Origin of the sequence: Nocardia sp. NPDC049220, assembly GCF_040647855.1 — a bacterium.
In the GTDB taxonomy this organism is placed as follows: domain Bacteria; phylum Actinomycetota; class Actinomycetes; order Mycobacteriales; family Mycobacteriaceae; genus Nocardia.
In genome coordinates, this window is record NZ_JBEZDA010000003.1 from 498,997 (window position 1) to 518,394 (window position 19,398).

The 19,398-nt window shown below is 66.1% G+C and carries 18 protein-coding genes; 12 read left to right on the forward strand and 6 right to left on the reverse strand.

What is annotated here, in order from left to right; translation table 11 throughout:
- Positions 1 to 3 precede the first annotated feature (3 nt).
- The 8 genes from rpsS to AB0C34_RS13720 all read left to right on the forward strand — a co-directional run bounded on the left by rpsS (position 4) and on the right by AB0C34_RS13720 (position 5,530).
- Positions 4 to 285 (forward strand): 30S ribosomal protein S19, encoded by a 282-nt coding sequence (gene rpsS / locus AB0C34_RS13685; RefSeq protein WP_327112477.1) that lies wholly within the window; start codon positions 4 to 6, stop codon positions 283 to 285.
- Positions 282 to 710 carry a 50S ribosomal protein L22 gene (rplV, locus tag AB0C34_RS13690; RefSeq protein ID WP_357071101.1) on the forward strand — a complete coding sequence of 143 codons (429 nt, stop codon included), beginning with the start codon at positions 282 to 284 and terminating at the stop codon, positions 708 to 710. Before rpsS ends, rplV begins: the two co-directional genes overlap by 4 nt.
- Positions 711 to 1,505 carry a 30S ribosomal protein S3 gene (gene rpsC / locus AB0C34_RS13695; RefSeq protein WP_357071104.1) on the forward strand — a complete coding sequence of 265 codons (795 nt, stop codon included), beginning with the start codon at positions 711 to 713 and terminating at the stop codon, positions 1,503 to 1,505.
- A gap of 3 nt (positions 1,506 to 1,508) precedes the next feature.
- Positions 1,509 to 1,925, forward strand: coding sequence for a 50S ribosomal protein L16 (gene rplP, locus AB0C34_RS13700; protein ID WP_327112480.1), 417 nt, complete (start codon positions 1,509 to 1,511; stop codon positions 1,923 to 1,925).
- Entirely contained in the window at positions 1,925 to 2,164 is a 240-nt protein-coding gene (rpmC, locus tag AB0C34_RS13705) for a 50S ribosomal protein L29 (RefSeq protein WP_357071108.1), read from the forward strand. The genes rplP and rpmC overlap by 1 nt, the downstream gene beginning before the upstream one ends.
- The gene (rpsQ, locus tag AB0C34_RS13710) at positions 2,161 to 2,433 is read left to right on the forward strand and encodes a 30S ribosomal protein S17 (RefSeq protein WP_357071111.1); all 273 of its coding nucleotides are present in this window, start codon (positions 2,161 to 2,163) and stop codon (positions 2,431 to 2,433) included. Before rpmC ends, rpsQ begins: the two co-directional genes overlap by 4 nt.
- Before the next feature lie 396 nt (positions 2,434 to 2,829).
- Positions 2,830 to 3,303, forward strand: coding sequence for an EXLDI protein (locus AB0C34_RS13715; protein ID WP_357071114.1), 474 nt, complete (start codon positions 2,830 to 2,832; stop codon positions 3,301 to 3,303).
- A 43-nt stretch (positions 3,304 to 3,346) separates the two neighbouring features.
- Positions 3,347 to 5,530 (forward strand): MMPL family transporter, encoded by a 2,184-nt coding sequence (locus tag AB0C34_RS13720; protein ID WP_357071117.1) that lies wholly within the window; start codon positions 3,347 to 3,349, stop codon positions 5,528 to 5,530.
- Between the two features lie 427 nt (positions 5,531 to 5,957).
- Here the strand turns inward: AB0C34_RS13720 and AB0C34_RS13725 are convergent, their stop codons facing one another.
- The 4 genes from AB0C34_RS13725 to AB0C34_RS13740 all read right to left on the reverse strand — a co-directional run bounded on the left by AB0C34_RS13725 (position 5,958) and on the right by AB0C34_RS13740 (position 11,208).
- Positions 5,958 to 8,456: a hypothetical protein gene (locus tag AB0C34_RS13725; protein ID WP_357071120.1), complete on the reverse strand. Its 2,499-nt coding sequence runs from the start codon at positions 8,454 to 8,456 to the stop codon at positions 5,958 to 5,960.
- Between the two features lie 374 nt (positions 8,457 to 8,830).
- Positions 8,831 to 9,574, reverse strand: coding sequence for a CPBP family intramembrane glutamic endopeptidase (locus AB0C34_RS13730; protein ID WP_357071123.1), 744 nt, complete (start codon positions 9,572 to 9,574; stop codon positions 8,831 to 8,833).
- Positions 9,575 to 9,694: 120 nt separating this feature from the next.
- Positions 9,695 to 10,624, reverse strand: a complete 930-nt coding sequence (locus tag AB0C34_RS13735) for an RluA family pseudouridine synthase (RefSeq protein ID WP_357071126.1) — start codon at positions 10,622 to 10,624, stop codon at positions 9,695 to 9,697.
- Positions 10,625 to 10,755: 131 nt separating this feature from the next.
- Positions 10,756 to 11,208: a TIGR03667 family PPOX class F420-dependent oxidoreductase gene (locus AB0C34_RS13740; RefSeq protein ID WP_357071129.1), complete on the reverse strand. Its 453-nt coding sequence runs from the start codon at positions 11,206 to 11,208 to the stop codon at positions 10,756 to 10,758.
- Between the two features lie 548 nt (positions 11,209 to 11,756).
- Here AB0C34_RS13740 and AB0C34_RS13745 point away from each other — a divergent pair.
- Together AB0C34_RS13745 and AB0C34_RS13750 are read left to right on the forward strand one after the other, a co-directional pair.
- Complete coding sequence (locus AB0C34_RS13745) at positions 11,757 to 13,610, forward strand: ABC transporter ATP-binding protein (RefSeq protein ID WP_357071132.1); 1,854 nt, start codon at positions 11,757 to 11,759, stop codon at positions 13,608 to 13,610.
- The gene (locus AB0C34_RS13750) at positions 13,607 to 15,343 is read left to right on the forward strand and encodes an ABC transporter ATP-binding protein (protein WP_357071134.1); all 1,737 of its coding nucleotides are present in this window, start codon (positions 13,607 to 13,609) and stop codon (positions 15,341 to 15,343) included. The genes AB0C34_RS13745 and AB0C34_RS13750 overlap by 4 nt, the downstream gene beginning before the upstream one ends.
- Positions 15,344 to 15,597: 254 nt before the next feature.
- Here AB0C34_RS13750 and AB0C34_RS13755 read toward each other — a convergent pair whose 3' ends face one another.
- Entirely contained in the window at positions 15,598 to 16,305 is a 708-nt protein-coding gene (locus AB0C34_RS13755; RefSeq protein ID WP_357071137.1) for a siderophore-interacting protein, read from the reverse strand.
- A gap of 91 nt (positions 16,306 to 16,396) precedes the next feature.
- A complete protein-coding gene (locus AB0C34_RS13760) occupies positions 16,397 to 16,867 on the reverse strand; it encodes a hypothetical protein (RefSeq protein WP_357071140.1) in 471 nt (156 codons plus the stop codon).
- A 173-nt stretch (positions 16,868 to 17,040) separates the two neighbouring features.
- On the opposite strand from AB0C34_RS13760, the gene AB0C34_RS13765 reads away from it, so the two are divergent.
- Both AB0C34_RS13765 and AB0C34_RS13770 read left to right on the forward strand, forming a co-directional pair.
- Positions 17,041 to 18,327 carry a SidA/IucD/PvdA family monooxygenase gene (locus AB0C34_RS13765; protein WP_357071143.1) on the forward strand — a complete coding sequence of 429 codons (1,287 nt, stop codon included), beginning with the start codon at positions 17,041 to 17,043 and terminating at the stop codon, positions 18,325 to 18,327.
- 70 nt (positions 18,328 to 18,397) lie between these two features.
- Positions 18,398 to 19,333 carry a methionyl-tRNA formyltransferase gene (locus tag AB0C34_RS13770; protein WP_357071146.1) on the forward strand — a complete coding sequence of 312 codons (936 nt, stop codon included), beginning with the start codon at positions 18,398 to 18,400 and terminating at the stop codon, positions 19,331 to 19,333.
- The last annotated feature ends 65 nt before the right edge of the window (positions 19,334 to 19,398 follow it).

The window sequence follows — 19,398 nt, forward strand, 5'->3', positions numbered from 1 at the left end:
GAAATGCCACGCAGCCTCAAGAAAGGCCCGTTTGTCGACGACCACCTCCTCGCGAAGGTGGACGTCCAGAACGAGAAGGGCACCAAGCAGGTCATCAAGACCTGGTCGCGTCGTTCGACCATCATCCCCGATTTCATCGGACACACCTTCGCGGTCCACGATGGCCGCAAGCACGTGCCGGTGTTCGTCTCGGACAACATGGTCGGGCACAAGCTCGGTGAGTTCGCGCCGACCAGGACGTTCAGGAGCCACGTCAAGGAAGACCGGAAGAGCAAGCGGCGATGAGCGAAGCGAAGAGCAATCAGGCACTGGTGGCGACTCCGTCGAACCAGACCGCGCGCGCGACGGCTAAGCACGTTCGCGTGACCCCCATGAAGGCTCGTCGTGTCGTGGACCTGGTCCGCGGCAAGCGGGTCGAGGACGCCCTTGCCCTACTGAAGTTCGCGCCGCAGGCCGCGAGCGAGCCGGTCGCCAAGGTCGTCGCCAGCGCAGCGGCCAACGCCGAGAACAACCTCGGCCTCGACCCGGCGACGCTGGTCATCTCGACGGCCTATGTCGACGAAGGCGCGACCATGAAGCGGTTCCAGCCGCGTGCCCAGGGCCGTGCGTTCCGAATCCGCAAGCGCACCAGCCACATCACCATCGAGGTCGAGAGCATCCCCACCGCCGGTGGATCCACTCGTAGCCGCCGGAAGGGAGGGGCAAAGTAAATGGGACAGAAAATCAACCCCCATGGCTTCCGCCTTGGTATCACCACCGACTGGAAGTCGCGTTGGTACGCGGACAAGCAGTACGCGGACTATGTGAAGGAAGATGTCGCGATCCGCAAGCTCCTCGCCACCGGCATGGAGCGGGCGGGCATCTCCAAGGTCGAGATCGAGCGCACCCGGGACCGCGTGCGGGTGGATATCCACACCGCGCGTCCCGGCATCGTGATCGGTCGCCGTGGCGCGGAGGCCGACCGCATCCGTGCCGAGCTGGAGAAGCTCACCGGCAAGCAGGTTCAGCTGAACATCCTCGAGGTCAAGAACCCCGAGTCGGATGCGCAGTTGGTCGCTCAGGCCGTCGCGGAGCAGCTGTCCAACCGTGTGGCGTTCCGTCGCGCGATGCGCAAGGCCATCCAGTCGGCCATGCGGGCGCAGAACGTCAAGGGCATCCGTGTGCAGTGCTCGGGCCGCCTCGGTGGCGCCGAGATGTCGCGCTCGGAGTTCTACCGCGAGGGTCGGGTGCCGCTGCACACGTTGCGGGCCGACATCGATTACGGCCTGTACGAGGCCAAGACCACCTTCGGTCGCATCGGTGTGAAGGTCTGGATCTACAAGGGCGACATCGTCGGTGGCAAGCGTGAGCTGGCTGCCGCTACCGCCGCGCCCGAGCGTCCGCGCCGGGAGCGGCCGAGCCGCCCGCGTCGGTCCGGTTCCGCCGGTACTACGGCGACCAGCACTGAGGCCGGGCGCGCCGCCACCGTTGTGGCCGACGCTCCGGCAGAGAAACAGGAGGGCTGACGCATGCTGATGCCTCGTAAGGTGAAGCACCGCAAGCAGCATCACCCGGGCCGTTCCGGCATGGCCAAGGGCGGCACCTCGGTGGCGTTCGGCGAGTTCGGCATCCAGGCGCTGGAGCCTGCTTACGTCACCAACCGACAGATCGAGTCGGCGCGTATCGCGATGACTCGCCACATCAAACGTGGCGGCAAGATCTGGATCAACATCTACCCGGATCGCCCGCTGACCAAGAAGCCCGCCGAGACCCGCATGGGTTCCGGTAAGGGTTCGCCGGAGTGGTGGATTGCGAACGTCAAGCCAGGGCGCGTGATGTTCGAGATGAGCTACCCGAACGAGGAGACCGCTCGTGAGGCCCTGCGCCGCGCGATGCACAAGCTCCCGATGAAGTGCCGGATCGTGACCAGGGAGGAGCAGTTCTGATGGCTACCGAAACACCGGCCGCAGAGCTCCGCGAGCTCACCGAAGAGGATTTGGTGGCCAAGCTGCGCGAATCCAAGGAAGAGCTGTTCAACCTGCGCTTCCAGATGGCGACGGGTCAGCTGGACAACAACCGCCGTCTGCGCGTCGTCCGTCATGAGATCGCGCGCATCTACACGGTCATGCGTGAGCGTGAACTCGGTCTGGCCACCGGACCTGCTGGCAAGGGAGATGCGGCATGAGCGACAAGGTAGAAGGGCAGCGCGGCAGCCGCAAGGTGCGTGTCGGCTACGTTGTCTCCGACAAGATGAACAAGACGATCGTCGTCGAGCTGGAAGACCGTCACCGGCACCCGCTCTACGGCAAGATCATCCGCACCACCTCGAAGGTGAAGGCGCACGACGAGAACGAGGTCGCCGGCATCGGCGACCGCGTTCAGCTGATGGAGACCCGTCCGCTGTCGGCGACCAAGCGCTGGCGGTTGGTCGAGGTCCTGGAGAAGGCCAAGTAGGCCTCCTGCACGGCTGACAAGTCGAACAACGAAGGCCCGTCCTCCCTATTCGGGAGGGCGGGCCTTCGTCGTGCCCGGATGTGAACAGATCCGAAAGGAGCACGGGTAGCGGACACCTGTCCTGTGTGCGCCTGTGCATGAATCGCCTATTCCGACGCCGATGTGCTCGCGGCCCTACCCATGCGCCGGCATCTCGGGAGCCGTCTCGTCCTCGGCTGGCGTTTCGGTGTTCTGCGATCAGACCTTGCTCTATACGTATACATCTACTTATAGTGAGATGGCGGTCCGAACTTTCTGACACCATCGAATCCGCACCTACACAGCCGGTTCCGGACCGGGCCGGCTGACGGTAGGCGCACGCTCGGGTGTGCATTCATCCACGAACGGGGAATTGTCATGACCACCGATCCGAAACCTCTGGTCGACATCGCGGCCGCCGACGAGCGGGTCGGCAGCGCCACCGGTGTGCCGGAGCCGCACGAGCGGAGCGCACCGCACGACGTCGATGAGATCGTGTTGCGCGTGGGTCCGGGCGGCGGGCGCAGGCAGCGGTTCTTCGGCAGGCTCCTTGGTCGATCCCGGCAGTACAGCAAGGTCGGGATCACCGTGGTGCGGGTCTATGTGAGTCGGAAAGGCAAGTTCGTGGTGCACCGGCAGGAGTCGACCTGGCGCGCAATGTCCGTCGCGATCGACTGGACACATTGGCGCGAACTGCTCGTCGCCTTCGGTGGCGACGAGGGTGCGTGGGGTGACTACGCAGTCGAGATCGTGGACTCGCCCGCCGAGTTGCGGGGCCGGATTCCGGAGCACATCTATCGGACGGTCGTCGACGTGGCCGAGAATCCGGGCTCGCGGAATGCTCGAACCTGAGATAGCAGCGGTTTTTCCACATCCGGAAAGGAATTCACTGTAGATGTTCGCACGACTGGGGGCCGTAGTCGTCCACAATCCTTGGAAGGTGATCGGCCTGTGGGTGCTGCTCGCCATCGCGGTGGTGGCTACGGCGCCGGAACTGAAATCAACGACCGACCAATCTGCCTTTCTCCCTTCGCATTACGAGTCGATTCAGGCATTGCAATTGCAGCAGGAGGCATTTCCGGAAAGCTCCGCCCCCGCGGCGATCATCGTGTTCGCCCGGAAGGACAGCGCGGCGCTGACCGATGCGGACACCGCTTCGATCGTCTCGGTCGCCGATGAGCTACGCGGCGCGCAGATAGACGATGTCACAGCCGTTCAACCGACACCACCCTCGCAGAATCGGCTGATCCAGATCATCGCGGTGCAGATGACCAAGGTGACGAATCCGAACGACACCAGCCAAGGCGACGCGGTCAAGGCGCTGCGTGCGGAACTGAAGCAGCGCATCGCGGATACCGAACTGAAGGCCGGCATCACCGGCCAGGCGGCGCAGGTGCTGGACCAGCTGGAATCCGGCGAGAAGGGAATGGCCATCATCGGCGTCGCCACGATCGTACTGATCTTGGTGCTATTGCTGGTCATCTTCCGCAGTCCGGTGATCGCCGTGCTTCCGGTCGTGGTGATCGGCGCGATCTCCAGCATGGTCGGCGGTTTGATCGCGGTGGTGGCCAAAGCATTCGACCTCCAGATCGACGCGTCGATCAACGCCATCCTGGTAGTTGTGCTGTTCGGGGTCGGCACCGACTACATCCTCTTCTTGATGTTCCGCTACCGGGAGCGGCTGCGCGCGGGCGAGGACTCCAAGACCGCGATGGTCAATGCGGTCAGCCGGGTCGGTGAGGCGATCACGTCCGCGGCGGGCGCGGTGATCATCGCGTTCCTGGCGCTCGTGCTGTCCACCCTCGGCATGTTTCGGGCGCTGGGGCCCGCGCTGGCTATCGCTGTCGCTGTCGCGCTGGTGGCCGGGTTGACTCTGGTGCCGGCCGTGGTTTCGCTGATCGGCACCAAGGTGTTCTGGCCGTCCACCGCGTGGCGGACCGAGCCGAAGGGCGCGAGGTTCACCGCGGTCGGCAACGCGCTCGGCCGGCGACCGGGCGCCTTCGCCGTGGTGTCCGGTGGTGTGCTGGTTGTGTTCGGCGTGTTCGCGCTCGGGTTCCACCCGACCTTCGACCTCAGCTCCGGATCGACGTCGGAGGCGTCCGAATCCGTGGTCTACAGCAAGGAACTGGTCAAGGGTATGCCCGCCGGGACGACCCAGCCTTCGGACGTGCTGTTGCGGTCCGAGGCCGGTGAACTGACTGTCGATCAGCTCACCGCCTACCGTGGTGCGCTGGCCGCGGTGCCTGGAGTCGGACAGGTGGCCGAACCAAAGCTGTCCGCGGACAGGACGATCGCCGATTTCACGGTGACGCTCACCGACATTCCGGAATCGGATGCCGCGCTCGACACGGTGCAGGGTCCGTTGCGGGAGGTCGCGCATGCGGCGGCGCCGGCCGGGGCGACGGCTGCGGTAGGTGGTTTGACCTCGATCTTCGTCGACTTCCAGGACGCGATGGCGCGCGACTACTCGATCGTGTTCCCGGTGGCTGCCCTGCTCATCATGATCGTGCTGGGATTGCTGCTGCGCAGTCTGGTGGCGCCGTGGTACCTCATGGCGTCGGTGTTTCTCGGTTTTGCGGCCACGCTCGGTGCGGCGGTGCTGGTGTTCCAGCACTTCCGGGGCGAGCCCGGCCTGATCTTCACGCTGCCGGTGATCATGTATCTGTTCGTGGTCGCGTTGGGTACCGACTACAACATCTTGATGGTCGCCCGGTTGCGTGAGGAGGCGCGCGAGGGCAACGAGCCGAAACAGGCCGCGGCGCTGGCTCTGCGGCACACGGGACCGACCATCGCGGCGGCCGGGGTGATCCTGGCGGGAACGTTCGCGTCGATGATGTTGGCGGGCAACAACGTCCTGGCGCAGATGGGCTTCGCCATCTCGGCGGGCATCGCGATCGCGGCTTTCGTCATGGCGATGTTCTTCACTCCCGCGCTCACCGCGATTGTCGGGCACACGGCGTGGTGGCCAGGGCACGGAGACCGCAAGACGGATGATTCGGGCCCGGACGAGCAGCGGCGAGGGACTGAGACGATTCCGCCTACCACCGGTGAAGCGCAGACCGCTGTCGCGGAACGCTGATCTGATGGCTCGGGTCCGAGACGGTGGTCGATACGGCTGAATTCACGGAATAGGGCTGTGCACCCGGAACTCACCGGATGCACAGCCCTTTGCGGAGGAAAATGCTATATGGCGGCCGCTCGATGGATAGCGTTCTTTCATGGGGTTTTGGTTTTTCGTGGTGGTCGTCGTAATCGTGCTCACCGTTGTCGTGGGCATCGCCAACCGCCGCTCCGGCAGCGCGCAGCGAAGGCGTCGGCGCGGCTGGGGCGCAGGTGACGGAGGTGGGAGTTCGAGTGGTGACTCCGGTTGTGGCGGTGGAAGTGGTTGTGGCGGTGGAAGTGGTTGTGGTGGCGGGAGCAGTTGCGGTGGGGGAAGCAGCTGTGGTGGGGGAAGCAACTGACCGTACTGCGAACCGCCGAAACCGGGTGTGACCTGTGGAAGGCAGTCAGCCGGTAATCGCGTAAGGGCGGTGGACTTTGATCGCCGAGTCCAAAACGCGGGTGACGGCCGCGCGGGACACACCGAGTTCGTTGGCGATCGCCGGGGTCGACCCGCCGTGGTCCGCGAGGGTCAGAATCTCCCTGACCTCCTCGATCGGCAGGGTGGACAGGAGGCGGCCGGTGATGGCCCGTGCGATGGCCGAGATCTCGTCGTCGTCGGTGTCGGCTTCGTCGGGCTCGGTGGGGGAGTCGTCCTCGTCATCCGCATCGAGAATCGGCATCCGCTCAGCGACCGGACGCGGGGGCTCCGGAGTGTCCTCGAGCGCGAACTGTTCGCTCTCCGCGTCGGCGGAGCGGTCGCCCTGCTCGCCAGCCAGTGAATTCTCACGTTTCGGTGTACGCGGGGCAGTGGCGTTCGGGTGCACCTGCGCGGCGGTATCGGTGGGCCGCAGAGGTGGCGTGCGCACGGGGTCGGTGCTGTCGGGACTCGGGCGGCGGCCGGTATCCGAACCGCGGTATGCGCGATCAAGCGAATGTTCGGCGCGGTCGCGAGAAAAAAGCGGCTGTGTGGCAGAAACGTTCACACCGTTGGCCGTATCGGTGGAGCGGTTGTCGAATTCGAATCCGTCGTGCAGTTCGGCAAGCGAGATTTGTTGCGCCGCAGTTGTCTTCGCGGGTTCGGGCGGTGGCTCACCGGAGTTTGTCGCGATATTCACGGAGATTTCCACCTTGTCGGCGGGACTGACGAATTGCGCCGCGCCCGCCGGTCGCGCTGTCCGGGCGCTGGCTGAGAATTGCGCCGAGTCCGCCGCGGGGATGTGCTCGTCGCTGGAGAGATCGAATACGTAATCGGCGACCGAGGATTCAGCAGGCGTGGACGAAATTCGCGGACCTGCTACCGCGGATTCATCTGTGCCTTGGGAGACAGGCATACCCGCGTGGCCGCCGGCCGCCGCGGCATCGCCGTCTCTTGCGGCACGTGCGGTATGCGCGTTGTCGCGAGTGCCGTTCGTGTCCGGCAGAACCGCTGATCCTTTGACGTTGGAGTTGTGCGTCTTGCCGTTGATCGTGTCGTCGACGGGGTGGCCATTGGCGGCCGACGCGGTGTGCTCGCCGGCCTCGGGGTTGTGCGCGTTGCGATCGGTGGTGCCGCGCGCGGTGTGGCCGTTGACGTGGTGGTTGTGTGTGCGGCCGGTGGTGTTTTCGGCGGTGTGGCCGTTCGGCGGAACGTCGTGCGGGTAGCCGTTGACGGAGGGCCTGTCCGGTCGACTCGCCGGTGCGATTCTAGAGCGGGGCCCACCGTCCGCCTGGTTCATCGGCAGCGAGTGGTGATCGGCTGCGGCGTGATCGACGGAATGACCGTTGGTCAGTTCGTGCATGACATGGCCATTGGTCGACGAATCGACGATATGGCCATTGGCCGGTGACCGGTCGGGGTGGGCGACGGGCGTCTTCGCCGTCGCCGCGAGGGACTCGTCGCGCCTGCCGTCAAGGGGAGAACCCGTGGTGCGCCGCGGAGGCGAGTACCCCTCGAGGGATTCGTACCCGGCGTGAGGGATGCCGCAGACATCCGGATATTCGATCCGCCCTACCGAGTCCGCATCGTATTCGCCACTCGTCTGCGGTGCGCCGGGGCGTCCGTCCCGACGAAATCGGCCCCCGTCGGTCGACGAGTCCTCGTCCGAGGGATAACGGCCGCCCTCTCGGTGCGCGCGCTCCGCGTCGATTCGGACCAGCGGGTCGCGATCGACCACCGGCGCGCCGTCGATCAGCACCGCGTAGCGCGCGGACACCCAGGCGTGCAGCCAGATGACGACACCGACCATCACCGGAGCGATCGCGTACTCGGCGGCCCGGCCGAACTCGCGCGCGGCGAGATGGGGCCCGGTATTGAGCGCGACGGTCGTGCCGAGCAGGGCGGCCTCGAAGAAGAGCACTTTGCCCCGTGCCAGCTCCCGGCCCCAGCGCGCGGCCGTCGTCGCCGCGACCATGATGGTGATGATCGGGATCGAGATCATCGCCTCGATGCCGTAGCTGAGCCAGTACAGCGGATCGGTCATGTCGCCGCTGGGCACCAGATTGTGCTGCACATTGACCCCGGCCCACACCATGCCGAGCACGACGACGGCGATCAAGGCGCGCGAGGACCATTCGGCCCGCCGGTAGAGTTGCGCCAGACGCGCATCCTCGCTGGACACCCGCCGCCGCGCGGCCAGCGCGCGGCGGTGCCAGCGAGCGTCCGCCTGGTCCGACCGGCGCACCGCGGCCGCCGATTTGCGATCGCGCCGCTCGGCGGCCAGCTCTTCTACGATTTCCGTGCGCCGTTGCTGGCGGCGTTGCGCCCGAATCCATTCCGCGAGTTCGCGCTCCGCGGCGATCTCGCGTTCGGACAGCACCCGCAGTAGCGCCGGGTCGAGTTGCAGAGGCAATTTGCCACGTGCGGTCTCGACTTGTTGTGCCAGCGCGGCAATCTCGGAACTACCATTCGACAGTTCGTCGGGCATCGCGAGCCTTCCCAAACACAGGTGTCATGTCCGTGACGTAGACATGAGTGCTCGAACATATGTGTGATCGGAGTGAGACTAAACCGACCTCTGCCCGTGGTCAATGTGGCGGTCTTGTGGCTGCGAGCGACACGCCGCGCTACTGAAATCCACGGTACGCATCGAATATCCGGATGAGCGGCGCTTTCATCGACGTTCCCCGCGTGTCGAAACTCGGTTCTCATTCACTCGTCACACTGGGCAGGATTCTGCCGCCGCGGTACCCGATAGACGCGATCGGGCTGTTGATCGCGAATCTCGGGTGATGAATTCCGGTCTATGTCACGGCGCCGACCGAAGACCCGTTACCGGTCGGACATCGCGGCGTCGCCGGATCAGGTGAGGGTCGTGTGCCAGACTATGGCGGCCGCCAGTGCGCCCGCGCCATTGACCGACCAGTGCAGCGCGATCGGCGCGAGCAGACTTCCGCTACGGTGGCGCAGCCACGTGAACACCACGCCCGCCGCGGCTGTCGCCACGACGGCGAGCGCGACGCCGATGACCTGCCCGGCGAGGCCGTCCCCGATGATGTCGGTCAGGCCGCGATTGCCCGTGGTGAGGCCGAAGGAAGACGCGATATGCCAGAGGCCGAACAACACGGAACCCGCCGCGAAGACGCCGCGCGCACCGTATGCGCGGTGCAGGGTGCCGTGCAGCACGCCGCGGAAGGCCAGCTCCTCAGGGATCACGGTCTGCAGCGGGATGACGATCATCGAGGCGATCAACGCGCCGGAGATCGTCGCGTAGCGGTCGGCCAAGAAGAACGGGCGGGTCAGCGGAAGCACCGCCCCGATCGCGACGACCGAGACGACCAGCGCCACCGCGCCGAGCGCGTAGAGCGAACCACGTCGCCAGTGCCGGGGTGACAGGCCGAGTTCCGACCAGCCGAGGCCGCGTCCGCGTACCAGCGCGAGCAGTACCAGTGCCGCGACCGGCACCGTCAAGATGCTCGCCCATTCGGTGGTGAAGTGCGCGATCAGATTGGTGCCCGCCAGCACGACCGCGACGATGGCGACGTCGATGTAGGCGTGCACTTTGTGGCGGGGGTGGGTCGGTGCTGCTTGGTCCGGCTCTGACATCCCGGACCAGTGTACGGATCTATCACCGGTTCGCGGTGGGCCATGGTTCCACTGATGGTGAGGTCACTTCGGTGCGCCCTGCGGGTCTGCGGAGGTCCGGGCCGTGGCAGCGGACCACCGTCAGCCGGCCCACCCGTGCGGATCGGTCCAGGCTTGCAGGGTGCGCGTGCTCTCGAAACGGCGCGCCTCCCGGGTGATCGGATCGGTGAACTCGAGCGCGGTGGCGAGCAACTGAAGTGGCCTGGTGAAGTCGTCGACGGGCTTATCGGTCAGTGCGGGATAGAAATCGTCGCCGAGAATCGGTATCCCGAGACTGTTCATGTGCAGGCGCAACTGGTGGGTCCGGCCGGTATGCGGGCGGAGCCGGTAACGACCGAGCCCGTCGCGGTGCTCGAGCAGTTCGATCTCGGTTTCCGCGTTGGGCTCGCCGGGCACCTCCTGCGCCGCCAGCACCTGTTTCTCCTTGATGATCCGGCTGCGCGCTACCCGAGGGAGGGTGAGTTCGGGATCGAACCCGGCGATCGCCTCGTACTCTTTGCGCACGGTGCGCTGGTGGAACATGGTCTGATACGCGCCGCGTCGAACCGGATTGATCACGAACAGCACCAGGCCGGCTGTGACACGGTCGAGTCGATGGGCCGGGACCAGGTCCGGGAGGTCCAGTTCCCGACGCAGTCGCACCAGCGCGGTCTGCAGAATGTGCTGACCGCGCGGGATCGTGGCCAGGAAGTGCGGCTTGTCGACCACCAGCAGGTCGTCGTCGCGATGCACGACGGGGATCTCGAACGGGACCACCGTCTCCTCGGGCAGATCGCGATGGAACCAGACCGCGCCGCCCGGCACGTACGCGGCGTCGGGGGCGATCGGCCCGTTTAGGTCGACGATGCCGCCCGCGTGCAGCAGTTCATCGATTCGTGTCGCGGGTACCCGGGGCAGCCGCTGCACCAGATGGTCGCGGATCGTCGCCCAGTCGCCCTGCTCCGGTAGCCGCAGCCGGGCCGGGTCCAAGCCGTGCCGCTTCGGCAACGGCGGTTGTTGCCGCCTTCTCATCAGTGTCGACCCTAGTCGCAGGCCGGATCCGCGATACCCGAGGCCGTCGTTGCCGCGGCGCGGGCGGTGAACGATCGCGGCGTTGCGCTGCCGCCGAGCGGTGGACGGCAGTGCTGGGCATGCTGTCGGGATCAGAACCCGCGCAGCCGATCCGGCGTGACCCGCACGACCGCGGAGTATTCGGTGTAGAACTGCTCGTCGGTCATCGGAATGGAGCGCAGGCCATCGACGTATTTCGCTGTGAAGGAAACGATTTCGTCTTCGGTCGGCCGCTGGTCGACGACGCGCGCGGTGCCGGTGAGCACGACGACGTCGCCGCCGGTCGCTGTACTGTTCAGGTTCAGCGCGACGCGGGGATTGCGCTGGATATTGCGCACCTTCGGGGTGCCGGGCTGGCTGAAGATCAAGAATTCGCCATCGCGCCACTGAAACCAGACGGGGTTCGGCTGTGGTGTCCCGGTGGGGCCGACAGTGGTCAACCAGAGGACGGACTCGTGAGTGAGTCGTTCGGCGACCTTCGCGCCGAATTCGGTCTCGGTGTCGACGAGGGGAGCGGTGGATCGATCAGATGCCGTGGTGGTCATGGCAGAGGGAACGTTGTGGCGGCCGTAGGGATTCCGCTCGATGGTCGAATCCGCTGCCGGTGCGGGGAACTCGAAGCAGCCGAATCGGCGACCGCGGGCACGGCCGGGGTGGGTCGTTCGACAGACCGAACCGCTACATGCCATGCGCATTCGATTTGCCATGCGTCCGATAGCTTCGTTGTCTCCAGGTCAGCGATGTATACGGGATATCGGATCGGATGTGGTGGCGCGGTCACGGAGGATGTGCCCGGCCCGCTGAGAGTTCGAAAACATCGGGTTCGGAACGGTTTTCGCGTATGGCGAAATGCGTCAGCCAGGTAGGTCGGCGGAGCGCTCGATTCGCGGGTATGCGGCCGCTGCGGACATCTCGGCCGGACCGTGGCTCGTCGAGCAGGCGGCGCGCCTCTCAATTCGTCGAGTTCGATCCCCGGAGTGGACGATGACCCGACAGCGCAAGATAACTTAGGCTAACCTTTCTTCCTGGACGCCTCTGTGTGAGGATGGGGCGGTTCCGGGACGGATGCCGCCAGAGCGAGAGATGGGGTCAGATGACGGTAGAGGTCGCGCCGCTGCCGGCGACGCAGACGGGGAATCGGCCGCCGAAGGCAGTGCTGAAAGAACGCAAGCAGCAAGAGGCGCGGGCACGGAAGGAGATTCTCGCGCCCGTGCGTGGCGCGTTGACCGTCGCGAGCATCATCATGGCCGTCGCGTCGGCCTGCGCGGTCGTGCCATTCGTGCTGATCGTGCAGGCGTGCCGCGAATTGCTCGATCAGTCGGTCAGCACCGATCGGGTATGGCGTCTGCTGACGATCGCGGTGCTGGTGTTGGTGGCCCGCGCCCTGCTCCAAGCCGGAGCGCTGACCTGGACGCATCTGGTCGACAGCGGATATCAGCTCGCCGTGCGCCGCGCGCTCGCGACCAAGCTGTCCCGGGTGCCGCTGGGTTGGTTCGGCGAGCGGACCTCCGGGGAGGTGAAAAAATATCTCCAGGACGACGTGGAGGCATTGCACTATTTGGTGGCGCACGCTCGACTGGAGTTCGTCGGTGCGCTGACCGTTCCGCTGATCACCTTCGGATATCTGATCACCGTGGATTGGCGGCTTGCCGCGGTACTGCTGGTGCCGGTGCTGGCGTACGCCGTGCTGTACCGCCGGATGATGGACCAGGACGGCCGGGACCGCTTCGTGGTCTATACGCGCTCCGAGCAGGCCACCAAGCAGGCGGCCATCGAATTCGTCGACGGCATCCAGGTGGTGCGTGCGTTCGGCCAGGCGGGCAAGGCGCACTCTGTCTTCCAGGACGCCGTCGAGCACCAGGCCCGCAGTGTCGATCGGTTGAAGACGCCGATCATCAAAGTGCAGGCGGCCTCCGACATTGTCGTCACCCCGGTCTTCGTGATGCTGGTCGTGGTCTTCGCGGGGCTGGCGGCAGTTGGCCTGGACTGGGTCCAGCCACTGGATGTACTGCCGTTTCTGCTGGTCGGCCTCGGCCTGGGGAGCTCGTTGCTCGGCCTCGGCTACGGCGCGCAGGCACTGCGGGCGGCCGCGGTGGCCGCGCAGCGGCTGCACGAACTGCAGCAGACTCCCGAACTGTGCACCGGTGCGCCGACGTCCGCCGATCCGGAGTCCGCGCCCGCCGGTCTGGTCCGGTTCGAAGGGGTCGGTTTCGGCTATCGGTCCGGTCAGGACGTGCTGCACGACATCGACCTCGAACTCACTCCCGGCACCATCACCGCTCTGGTCGGCCCGAGCGGATCGGGCAAGTCGACCCTGGCCAAACTGCTTCCGCGCTTCTACGACGTGGGATCGGGCCGAATCACCATCGGCGGGCGCGACATTCGTGACTTCCCGAGCGACGAGCTCTACCGCACGGTCGGATTCGTCTTCCAGGACGTCCGGTTGATTCGCGGCAGCATCTGGGAGAATCTGCGCCTCGCGCGGCCCGACGCCGACGACGCGGCAGTGCAGCGGGCAGCCCGCGCCGCGCAGATCCACGATCGCATCGTGGCGTTGCCGCGCGGCTATGACTCCGAGATCGGCGTCGACGCGACCTTGTCCGGTGGCGAAGCGCAACGGCTTTCGATCGCACGTGCCCTGCTCGCGGACACCCCCGTCCTCGTACTCGACGAAGCGACCGCCTTCGCGGACCCGGAATCCGAAGCGGCTGTGCAGGATGCGCTGGCCGTGCTGGTCGCGGCTCGCACGGTCTTGGTCATCGCACACCGGTTGCACACCATCACCGCGGTGGACCGCATTCTGGTGCTCGAACACGGGCGACTGGTCGAGCAGGGCGAGCACGCGAATCTGGTCGCCGCGGGTGGCACGTATCAGCGGCTGTGGGAAAGCAACGAGGCGGCACTGGGCGAGATCGCTCTGGTCGACAGTGTGGAGGGCGTTCGATGATTCGCAAGGTGTTCGGCCTGGTTCCGAGCGAATTCGCCCACCTCACACCGAAACTGTTCGCCGTCATCGTGGCGCAGGCGCTGAGCCAGGCTGTGGCGTATCTGCTGCTGGTCCCGGTGCTTACGGCGGTGTTCGCGGACGACCTCGGCCGCGCCTGGTTCTGGGCGCTGGGCATGCTCGCGGCGGTCGCGGGCGTGGTGGTGTTCGGTTACCAGCAGGCGGCGATCGGTCTGCGCGTAGGCATCGGCATGCAGCGCGGACTACAGACCCGGCTCGGCGACCACCTGAACGCGCTGCCGCTCGGCTGGTTCGAGACGCATGATGCCGGGCCACTGGGGCGCTTGATGGTCGACAACGTGCGTGAACTGCAAGGCTTGGTCGCCTACCTGCTGGCCAGGATTCTCACTGGTGTCATCGTCCCGCTCGCGGTCGCGGTAGGCATGCTGCTGGTCGACTGGCGCATCGGGGTGGCCATGTTGCTCGCCGCGCCGGTGCTCTACCTGGTGAACGGACTGGCCAATCGTGCATACACCGGTGCGGACCGGCGTATGCACGCGGCGGCGTCCGAAGCCGATTCGCGCATTATCGAATTCGCTCAGGCCCAGCCGGTGCTGCGCGCGTTCGGCGCGGTGGGAGTGGGAAACCGAGGACTCGACGCCGCGCTGGCCGGGCAGCGATCGGCGGGGGCGCGCATGGTCTTCGCCAGTGTGCCGGGCCTGATTCTGTTCGCGCTCTTCGTGCAGGCCGTGTTCTTGGTGCTGGTGTATGTCGCGATCGCGCGGGTGACCGACGGCGACCTCTCGGCTGCCGTCGCCATCGCGCTCATCGCGGTGAGCGCGCGGTTCATCGAACCGCTCAATCAAGCCGCACAGCTGGGCGCCGCACTGCGCTCGGCCGGGACGGCGGCGGACCGGATCACCGAGTTGCTCACCGAATCGGTGCTACCGGAGGCGGACACATCGGTCACGCCGGGGGTGCCGTCGGTGGTCTTCGACAACGTGAGTTTCGGATATCGTCCCGACGAGCCGGTGCTGTCGGGAGTGACCTTCAGCGTGCCGGCCGGCACCACTACGGCCATTGTCGGGCCGAGTGGCGCGGGCAAGACGACCTTGCTGCGACTGGCCGCCCGGTTCTACGACGTGAATTCGGGCCGAGTGTCGGTCGGCGAGCACGACGTGCGCGATCAGCCGTCGGCGACGCTGCTCGGGCAGCTGTCGCTGGTCTTCCAGAACGTCTACCTGTTCGATCAGTCCGTCGCGGACAACATCAGGATCGGTCGGCCGCAAGCCGGTGACGAGGAAGTGCGTCACGCGGCCGCCGCGGCGCGGGTCGACGAGATCGTCGAGCGACTCCCCGACGGTTTCGACACTCGCGTGGGTGAGGGCGGCGCGGCGTTGTCCGGCGGTGAGCGCCAGCGTGTCTCGATCGCGCGGGCGCTGCTGAAGGATGCGCCGATCGTGCTGCTGGACGAGGTGACCAGTGCACTGGATCCGCACAGCGAGGCGCTCGTGGTGCGCGGGATGCACGAAATCACCAGGGATAAGACGGTGATCGTCGTCGCGCACCGGCTGGCCACCATCGCACACGCGGACCAGATCCTGTTCGTGGACGACGGTCGCATCGTGGAGCGCGGTACGCACGCCGAACTGCTCGCGCTCGAGGGCCGATATGCCGGGTTCTGGAACGAGCGAACCCGCGCGGCGGGCTGGCATCTGGAAGCGGTCGCCACCTAGCACGTCGCTGGTCGAGCCGGTCGGCGGACGAGATCACTGTGGGTGCCGGAACATCCGGTGGCCGCGGTGGGCGCGTCCCCGGCCGGCTCGTCTTGTGCTCGGAGCAGGCGAGCCGAAGCCGGTGGTCGCACACGGCGTCTTCCGGTTCACGCGCTGCCGCCGACGAATCGGCTAGGTGTCGCCGTTTCGATCTGGGCCAAACCGCACAGCGAGAACGCCGCACCGCGGGGGCGGTGCGGCGTGGGAAGAGATCTTTACTTCCAATAGGCCTGGGATTTGATCGCGGTCTTGGGCAGATTGTGCGTTGTCTTGAGGCTTTTCACGATCGAGCGGGTGGTGTGCCCGTCGCAGGCGATCCAGGCGAAGGCGTCAGCCGGGCAGGTGAGTTCGTGCGCGGCTTCCCGGAGCAATCGGCCGTCATCGATCCGCTGTAGCCACGTCACCTGGTGGTGCGGTTTGTTGCGCAGCGGGATCGTGGTGTCGGATTCGTGCTGCCACTCCAGCCAGACCCGCGCCGGGGTATCGCCGATGGCGTCCAGCAGTGAGTTGATCGCCGGCACGGAGGCGGTGTCGCCGAAGATGAGGTATTCGCCGGGAGTGGACTCTGGCAGTTGGAAGTTCGAGCCGAGCACCGACGCGTCGAGTTCGTCACCCACCGCGGCGTTTCGCGCCCAGCGGGCGGCCAGTCCATCGTGCAGTGCGAACTCGAGCGAGAAGCGGTTACCGTCCGGGTCGGGGTCGACCAGGGTGTAGCCGCGCTGTTGCAGTTTGTCACCGGCGTTGTCCGGGAACCAGCAGCGAATCCACTGCGTGGGGTGCACCGGGTGCTCGGCGAGGATCCCGCCTGCGGTGAAGCCGAGTCGCACGTATCTGTCGGTGACGTATTCGGTCGAGGTGACCGTGAGCCGGTAGTCGTTGCCGCCCCACGCCTTGACGATCAGACCATTCAAGCCTTTGCCCATGGCGATAAGGTTAGCCTAACGAAAGTTGAATGTCGCGCGGTTGCTGTCCCAATCGCGCGACAAGCGCCCGGCGAAGGGTGAAGGCGTCGAGTCAGCAGGACAGCGCGAGCGCCGAGGCGAGGCTGCACTCGGCCGCGCGCGTCAGCTTCCAGGTGCCATCGATCTGCTTCCATGAGACGTCGTAGGTGAAGTTCGGGTAACCCTCGGTGGTGACCAGCAGTTGCGCGTCGATCCGGTCGCCGGAGGTGGACGGGTTGATCACGCTGTAGCGCAGGCTCGGCGGGGCGGCCGCGAGCAGGCCTGCGATCTTGTCCATCGTCGCGACGCCGGCATCACCCGATTCCAGTTCTGCCGCACGCGTTCCGCGCGCCGCGCCGGTGTTGATCGCCACGCGCAGTTTGGCGGTGAGCTCACCGGCGCCGGGAGCCTGGGCGTGCAGGGGTGCGACCAAGGGCGCTGCGACCGCGGGCGCGACGGCACCGGCCGTGCCGACGAGTGCGGCGGCGAGCGCGACCGCCGTCGCGGCGAGCCGGGTCAGCGCTGTGTTCGAAGTCCTGATCATGTGTTCGTCCAATCGTTCGCGGGGTGTATCGCCACCGCTCTGGTCCGGTATGAGTGTGCAATATAAGGTAAGCCTATGCAAACATGATCCGGACGGGTTCTGGTTGTCAGTGCGGGAGCGGACCCGTGCACCCGGCGAGCAGCCGGCGGGAGGTCGGAGAGAGTGGAGAACCGATGCAAACGCTTCTGGTGATCGGGGCCGGCCCGAAAGCCCTTGCGGTGGCGGCGAAAGCGCACGTTCTGCGGGAATTAGGTCTACCGGCGCCGCGCGTCATTGTCGTCGAAGCGCAGGCCGTGGGCGGTAATTGGCTGCCAAGCGGTGGCTGGACCGATGGGCAGCACCGGCTCGGCACCAGCCCGGAGAAGGATATCGGCTTCCCGTATCACTCCACGTCGGCGCGCGGCCGCAATCGGGCGATCAATCAGGCCATGATGGCCTATAGCTGGACCTCGTTCCTGGTCGACCAGGGCACCTACGCCGAGTGGATCGATCGCGGCAGGCCGAGTCCACAGCATCATGTCTGGGCGAAGTACCTGCAGTGGGTCGCCCGTGCGATCGATCTCGAACTCGTCTACGGCACGGTGCAGTCCATCGCGGCCTCGCCCGCCGGATGGCGGGTCACCGCGGTCGACGGTGACGGGCGGCCGACCGGGATCGAGGCCGACGGCCTCATGATCACCGGGCCGGGTCGCAGCGAGAAGGTGCTGGCCAAACATCCCAAGGTGCTCAGCATCGCGGAATTCTGGGATCTGGCGGGTAAGCGCAGTCTTCCCGTCTCCTCCCGGGTTGCCGTCATCGGCGGCGGCGAGACCGCCGGGTCGGCGCTGGACGAACTGATCCGCCACGGCATGCTGTCGATTTCGGTGATCTCGCCGATGGCGACGATCTATACCCGCGGTGAAAGCTATTTCGAGAACTCGCTGTTCAGCGATCCGATCAAATGGGGGTCACTGAGTATCGACGAGCGCAGGGATGTCATCAGGCGTACCGATCGCGGCGTGTTCTCGGTTCGCGTGCAAGAGAGTCTGATCGCCGACAATCGCGTTCATCACATGCAGGGCCGGGTGGTCCGGGTGGCGGATCAGGACGGCGTGGTCACCCTGACGCTGCGCAACGAGATGCGCCCGGATCAGATGCACGCTGTCGACCTCGTGATCGACGCGACCGGCGGCCGGCCGCTGTGGTTCCTCGAGCTGTTCGACGCGAATGCCGCGGATCTGCTCGAACTCGCGGTCGGTGGCGAGCTGACGCAGGCGCGGATCGAGGCCGCTATCGGCTACGACCTCGCGGTATCGGGTCTGGACAGCAAGCTGTACCTGCCGAATCTGGCGGCTCTCACTCAGGGGCCAGGATTCCCGAACCTCAGTTGCCTGGGCGCACTGTCGGATCGGGTGCTGCAAGCGGTGCCGGTCGGCACGGCCGCCATGCGCCATCGGAATCCGGCCTTGTCGGTCGATTGATCAGGTCGGCGCACGAACCGAATCGAAGTAGGCTAGGCTAACCTCTGTTTCGAGGGAAGGTTTTCGGTTTATGCGTATCGTGTCGTTCGGTTTCCAGACCTGGGGACGCAAAACTCTGCAAGCCCTGATCGACTCGGAACACGAGGTGGTCCTCGCGGTCACCCATCCAGCGAGTGAACATTCGTACAAGGCGATTTTCTCGGATTCGGTCGAGGAACTGGCCCGCGAACACGGGATTCCGGTACACCTCACCGAACGGGCGGACACCGAGACCATCGATCTGGTCAAGCGGGTCGAACCGGACGTCATCGTGGTGAACAGCTGGTACACCTGGATGCCCGCGGAGCTGTACGCTTTGCCGCCGTACGGCACCCTGAACCTGCACGATTCACTGCTGCCGAAGTTCACCGGTTTCTCGCCGGTTCTGTGGGCGTTGATCAGCGGCGCCGCCGAAACCGGCCTGACCGTGCACCGCATGGATGAGGGACTCGATACCGGCGACATCCTCGTGCAGCGTTCGATTCCCATCGGGCCCAACGACACCGGCACCGACCTGGTGCTGCGCGGCATGGAACTGATCCCCGATGCGATCAACGAGGCGCTGGCCGCGTTGGATTCCGGCACCGCGGTGTGGCGGCCACAGAACAAGGCCGAGCGCACCTATTTCCACAAGCGCTCCGAGCGTGACAGCCGGATCGATTGGAGTTGGCCGGCTCCGGATCTCGAGCGTTTCGTACGCGCGTTGTCCGCGCCCTACCCCCGCGCGTTCACCCACTACCGCGGCGAGCGCATCGAGGTGCTGGCCGCCCGGGTCTCCGAAGCGCGCTATGGCGGAACTCCGGGCCGCGTCATCGTGCAGGAAGGCGGTGGCGCGGTGGTGACGGGCAGCGACGCCCACCGGGGTGATAACCACGCGCTGGTGCTGACCCGGGTACGCACCTCGGCGGGCGTCGAATACGACGGAGCCGAATTCTTCGCGCGCGGTGGCTATCTCACCGATCAGTGAGCTGATCGCACGACCACCGGTCGTTCGGCGTGTCCGGACATCGAGCCCGACAGATGATTCAAAGG

What these genes read in the sequence shown, in the direction of transcription:
- AB0C34_RS13730 (WP_357071123.1), bottom strand. Translation starts at nt 9,574, where the DNA reads ATGTCAGAGCCGGACCAAGCAGCACCGACCCACCCCCGCCACAAAGTG.
- AB0C34_RS13725 (WP_357071120.1), bottom strand. Translation starts at nt 8,456, where the DNA reads ATGCCCGACGAACTGTCGAATGGTAGTTCCGAGATTGCCGCGCTGGCA.
- AB0C34_RS13735 (WP_357071126.1), bottom strand. Translation starts at nt 10,624, where the DNA reads ATGAGAAGGCGGCAACAACCGCCGTTGCCGAAGCGGCACGGCTTGGAC.
- AB0C34_RS13740 (WP_357071129.1), bottom strand. Translation starts at nt 11,208, where the DNA reads ATGACCACCACGGCATCTGATCGATCCACCGCTCCCCTCGTCGACACC.
- rpsS (WP_327112477.1), top strand. Translation starts at nt 4, where the DNA reads ATGCCACGCAGCCTCAAGAAAGGCCCGTTTGTCGACGACCACCTCCTC.
- AB0C34_RS13765 (WP_357071143.1), top strand. Translation starts at nt 17,041, where the DNA reads ATGCAAACGCTTCTGGTGATCGGGGCCGGCCCGAAAGCCCTTGCGGTG.
- AB0C34_RS13760 (WP_357071140.1), bottom strand. Translation starts at nt 16,867, where the DNA reads ATGATCAGGACTTCGAACACAGCGCTGACCCGGCTCGCCGCGACGGCG.
- AB0C34_RS13720 (WP_357071117.1), top strand. Translation starts at nt 3,347, where the DNA reads ATGTTCGCACGACTGGGGGCCGTAGTCGTCCACAATCCTTGGAAGGTG.
- AB0C34_RS13755 (WP_357071137.1), bottom strand. Translation starts at nt 16,305, where the DNA reads ATGGGCAAAGGCTTGAATGGTCTGATCGTCAAGGCGTGGGGCGGCAAC.
- rpmC (WP_357071108.1), top strand. Translation starts at nt 1,925, where the DNA reads ATGGCTACCGAAACACCGGCCGCAGAGCTCCGCGAGCTCACCGAAGAG.
- AB0C34_RS13745 (WP_357071132.1), top strand. Translation starts at nt 11,757, where the DNA reads ATGACGGTAGAGGTCGCGCCGCTGCCGGCGACGCAGACGGGGAATCGG.
- AB0C34_RS13715 (WP_357071114.1), top strand. Translation starts at nt 2,830, where the DNA reads ATGACCACCGATCCGAAACCTCTGGTCGACATCGCGGCCGCCGACGAG.
- AB0C34_RS13770 (WP_357071146.1), top strand. Translation starts at nt 18,398, where the DNA reads ATGCGTATCGTGTCGTTCGGTTTCCAGACCTGGGGACGCAAAACTCTG.
- rpsQ (WP_357071111.1), top strand. Translation starts at nt 2,161, where the DNA reads ATGAGCGACAAGGTAGAAGGGCAGCGCGGCAGCCGCAAGGTGCGTGTC.
- rplV (WP_357071101.1), top strand. Translation starts at nt 282, where the DNA reads ATGAGCGAAGCGAAGAGCAATCAGGCACTGGTGGCGACTCCGTCGAAC.
- rpsC (WP_357071104.1), top strand. Translation starts at nt 711, where the DNA reads ATGGGACAGAAAATCAACCCCCATGGCTTCCGCCTTGGTATCACCACC.
- rplP (WP_327112480.1), top strand. Translation starts at nt 1,509, where the DNA reads ATGCTGATGCCTCGTAAGGTGAAGCACCGCAAGCAGCATCACCCGGGC.
- AB0C34_RS13750 (WP_357071134.1), top strand. Translation starts at nt 13,607, where the DNA reads ATGATTCGCAAGGTGTTCGGCCTGGTTCCGAGCGAATTCGCCCACCTC.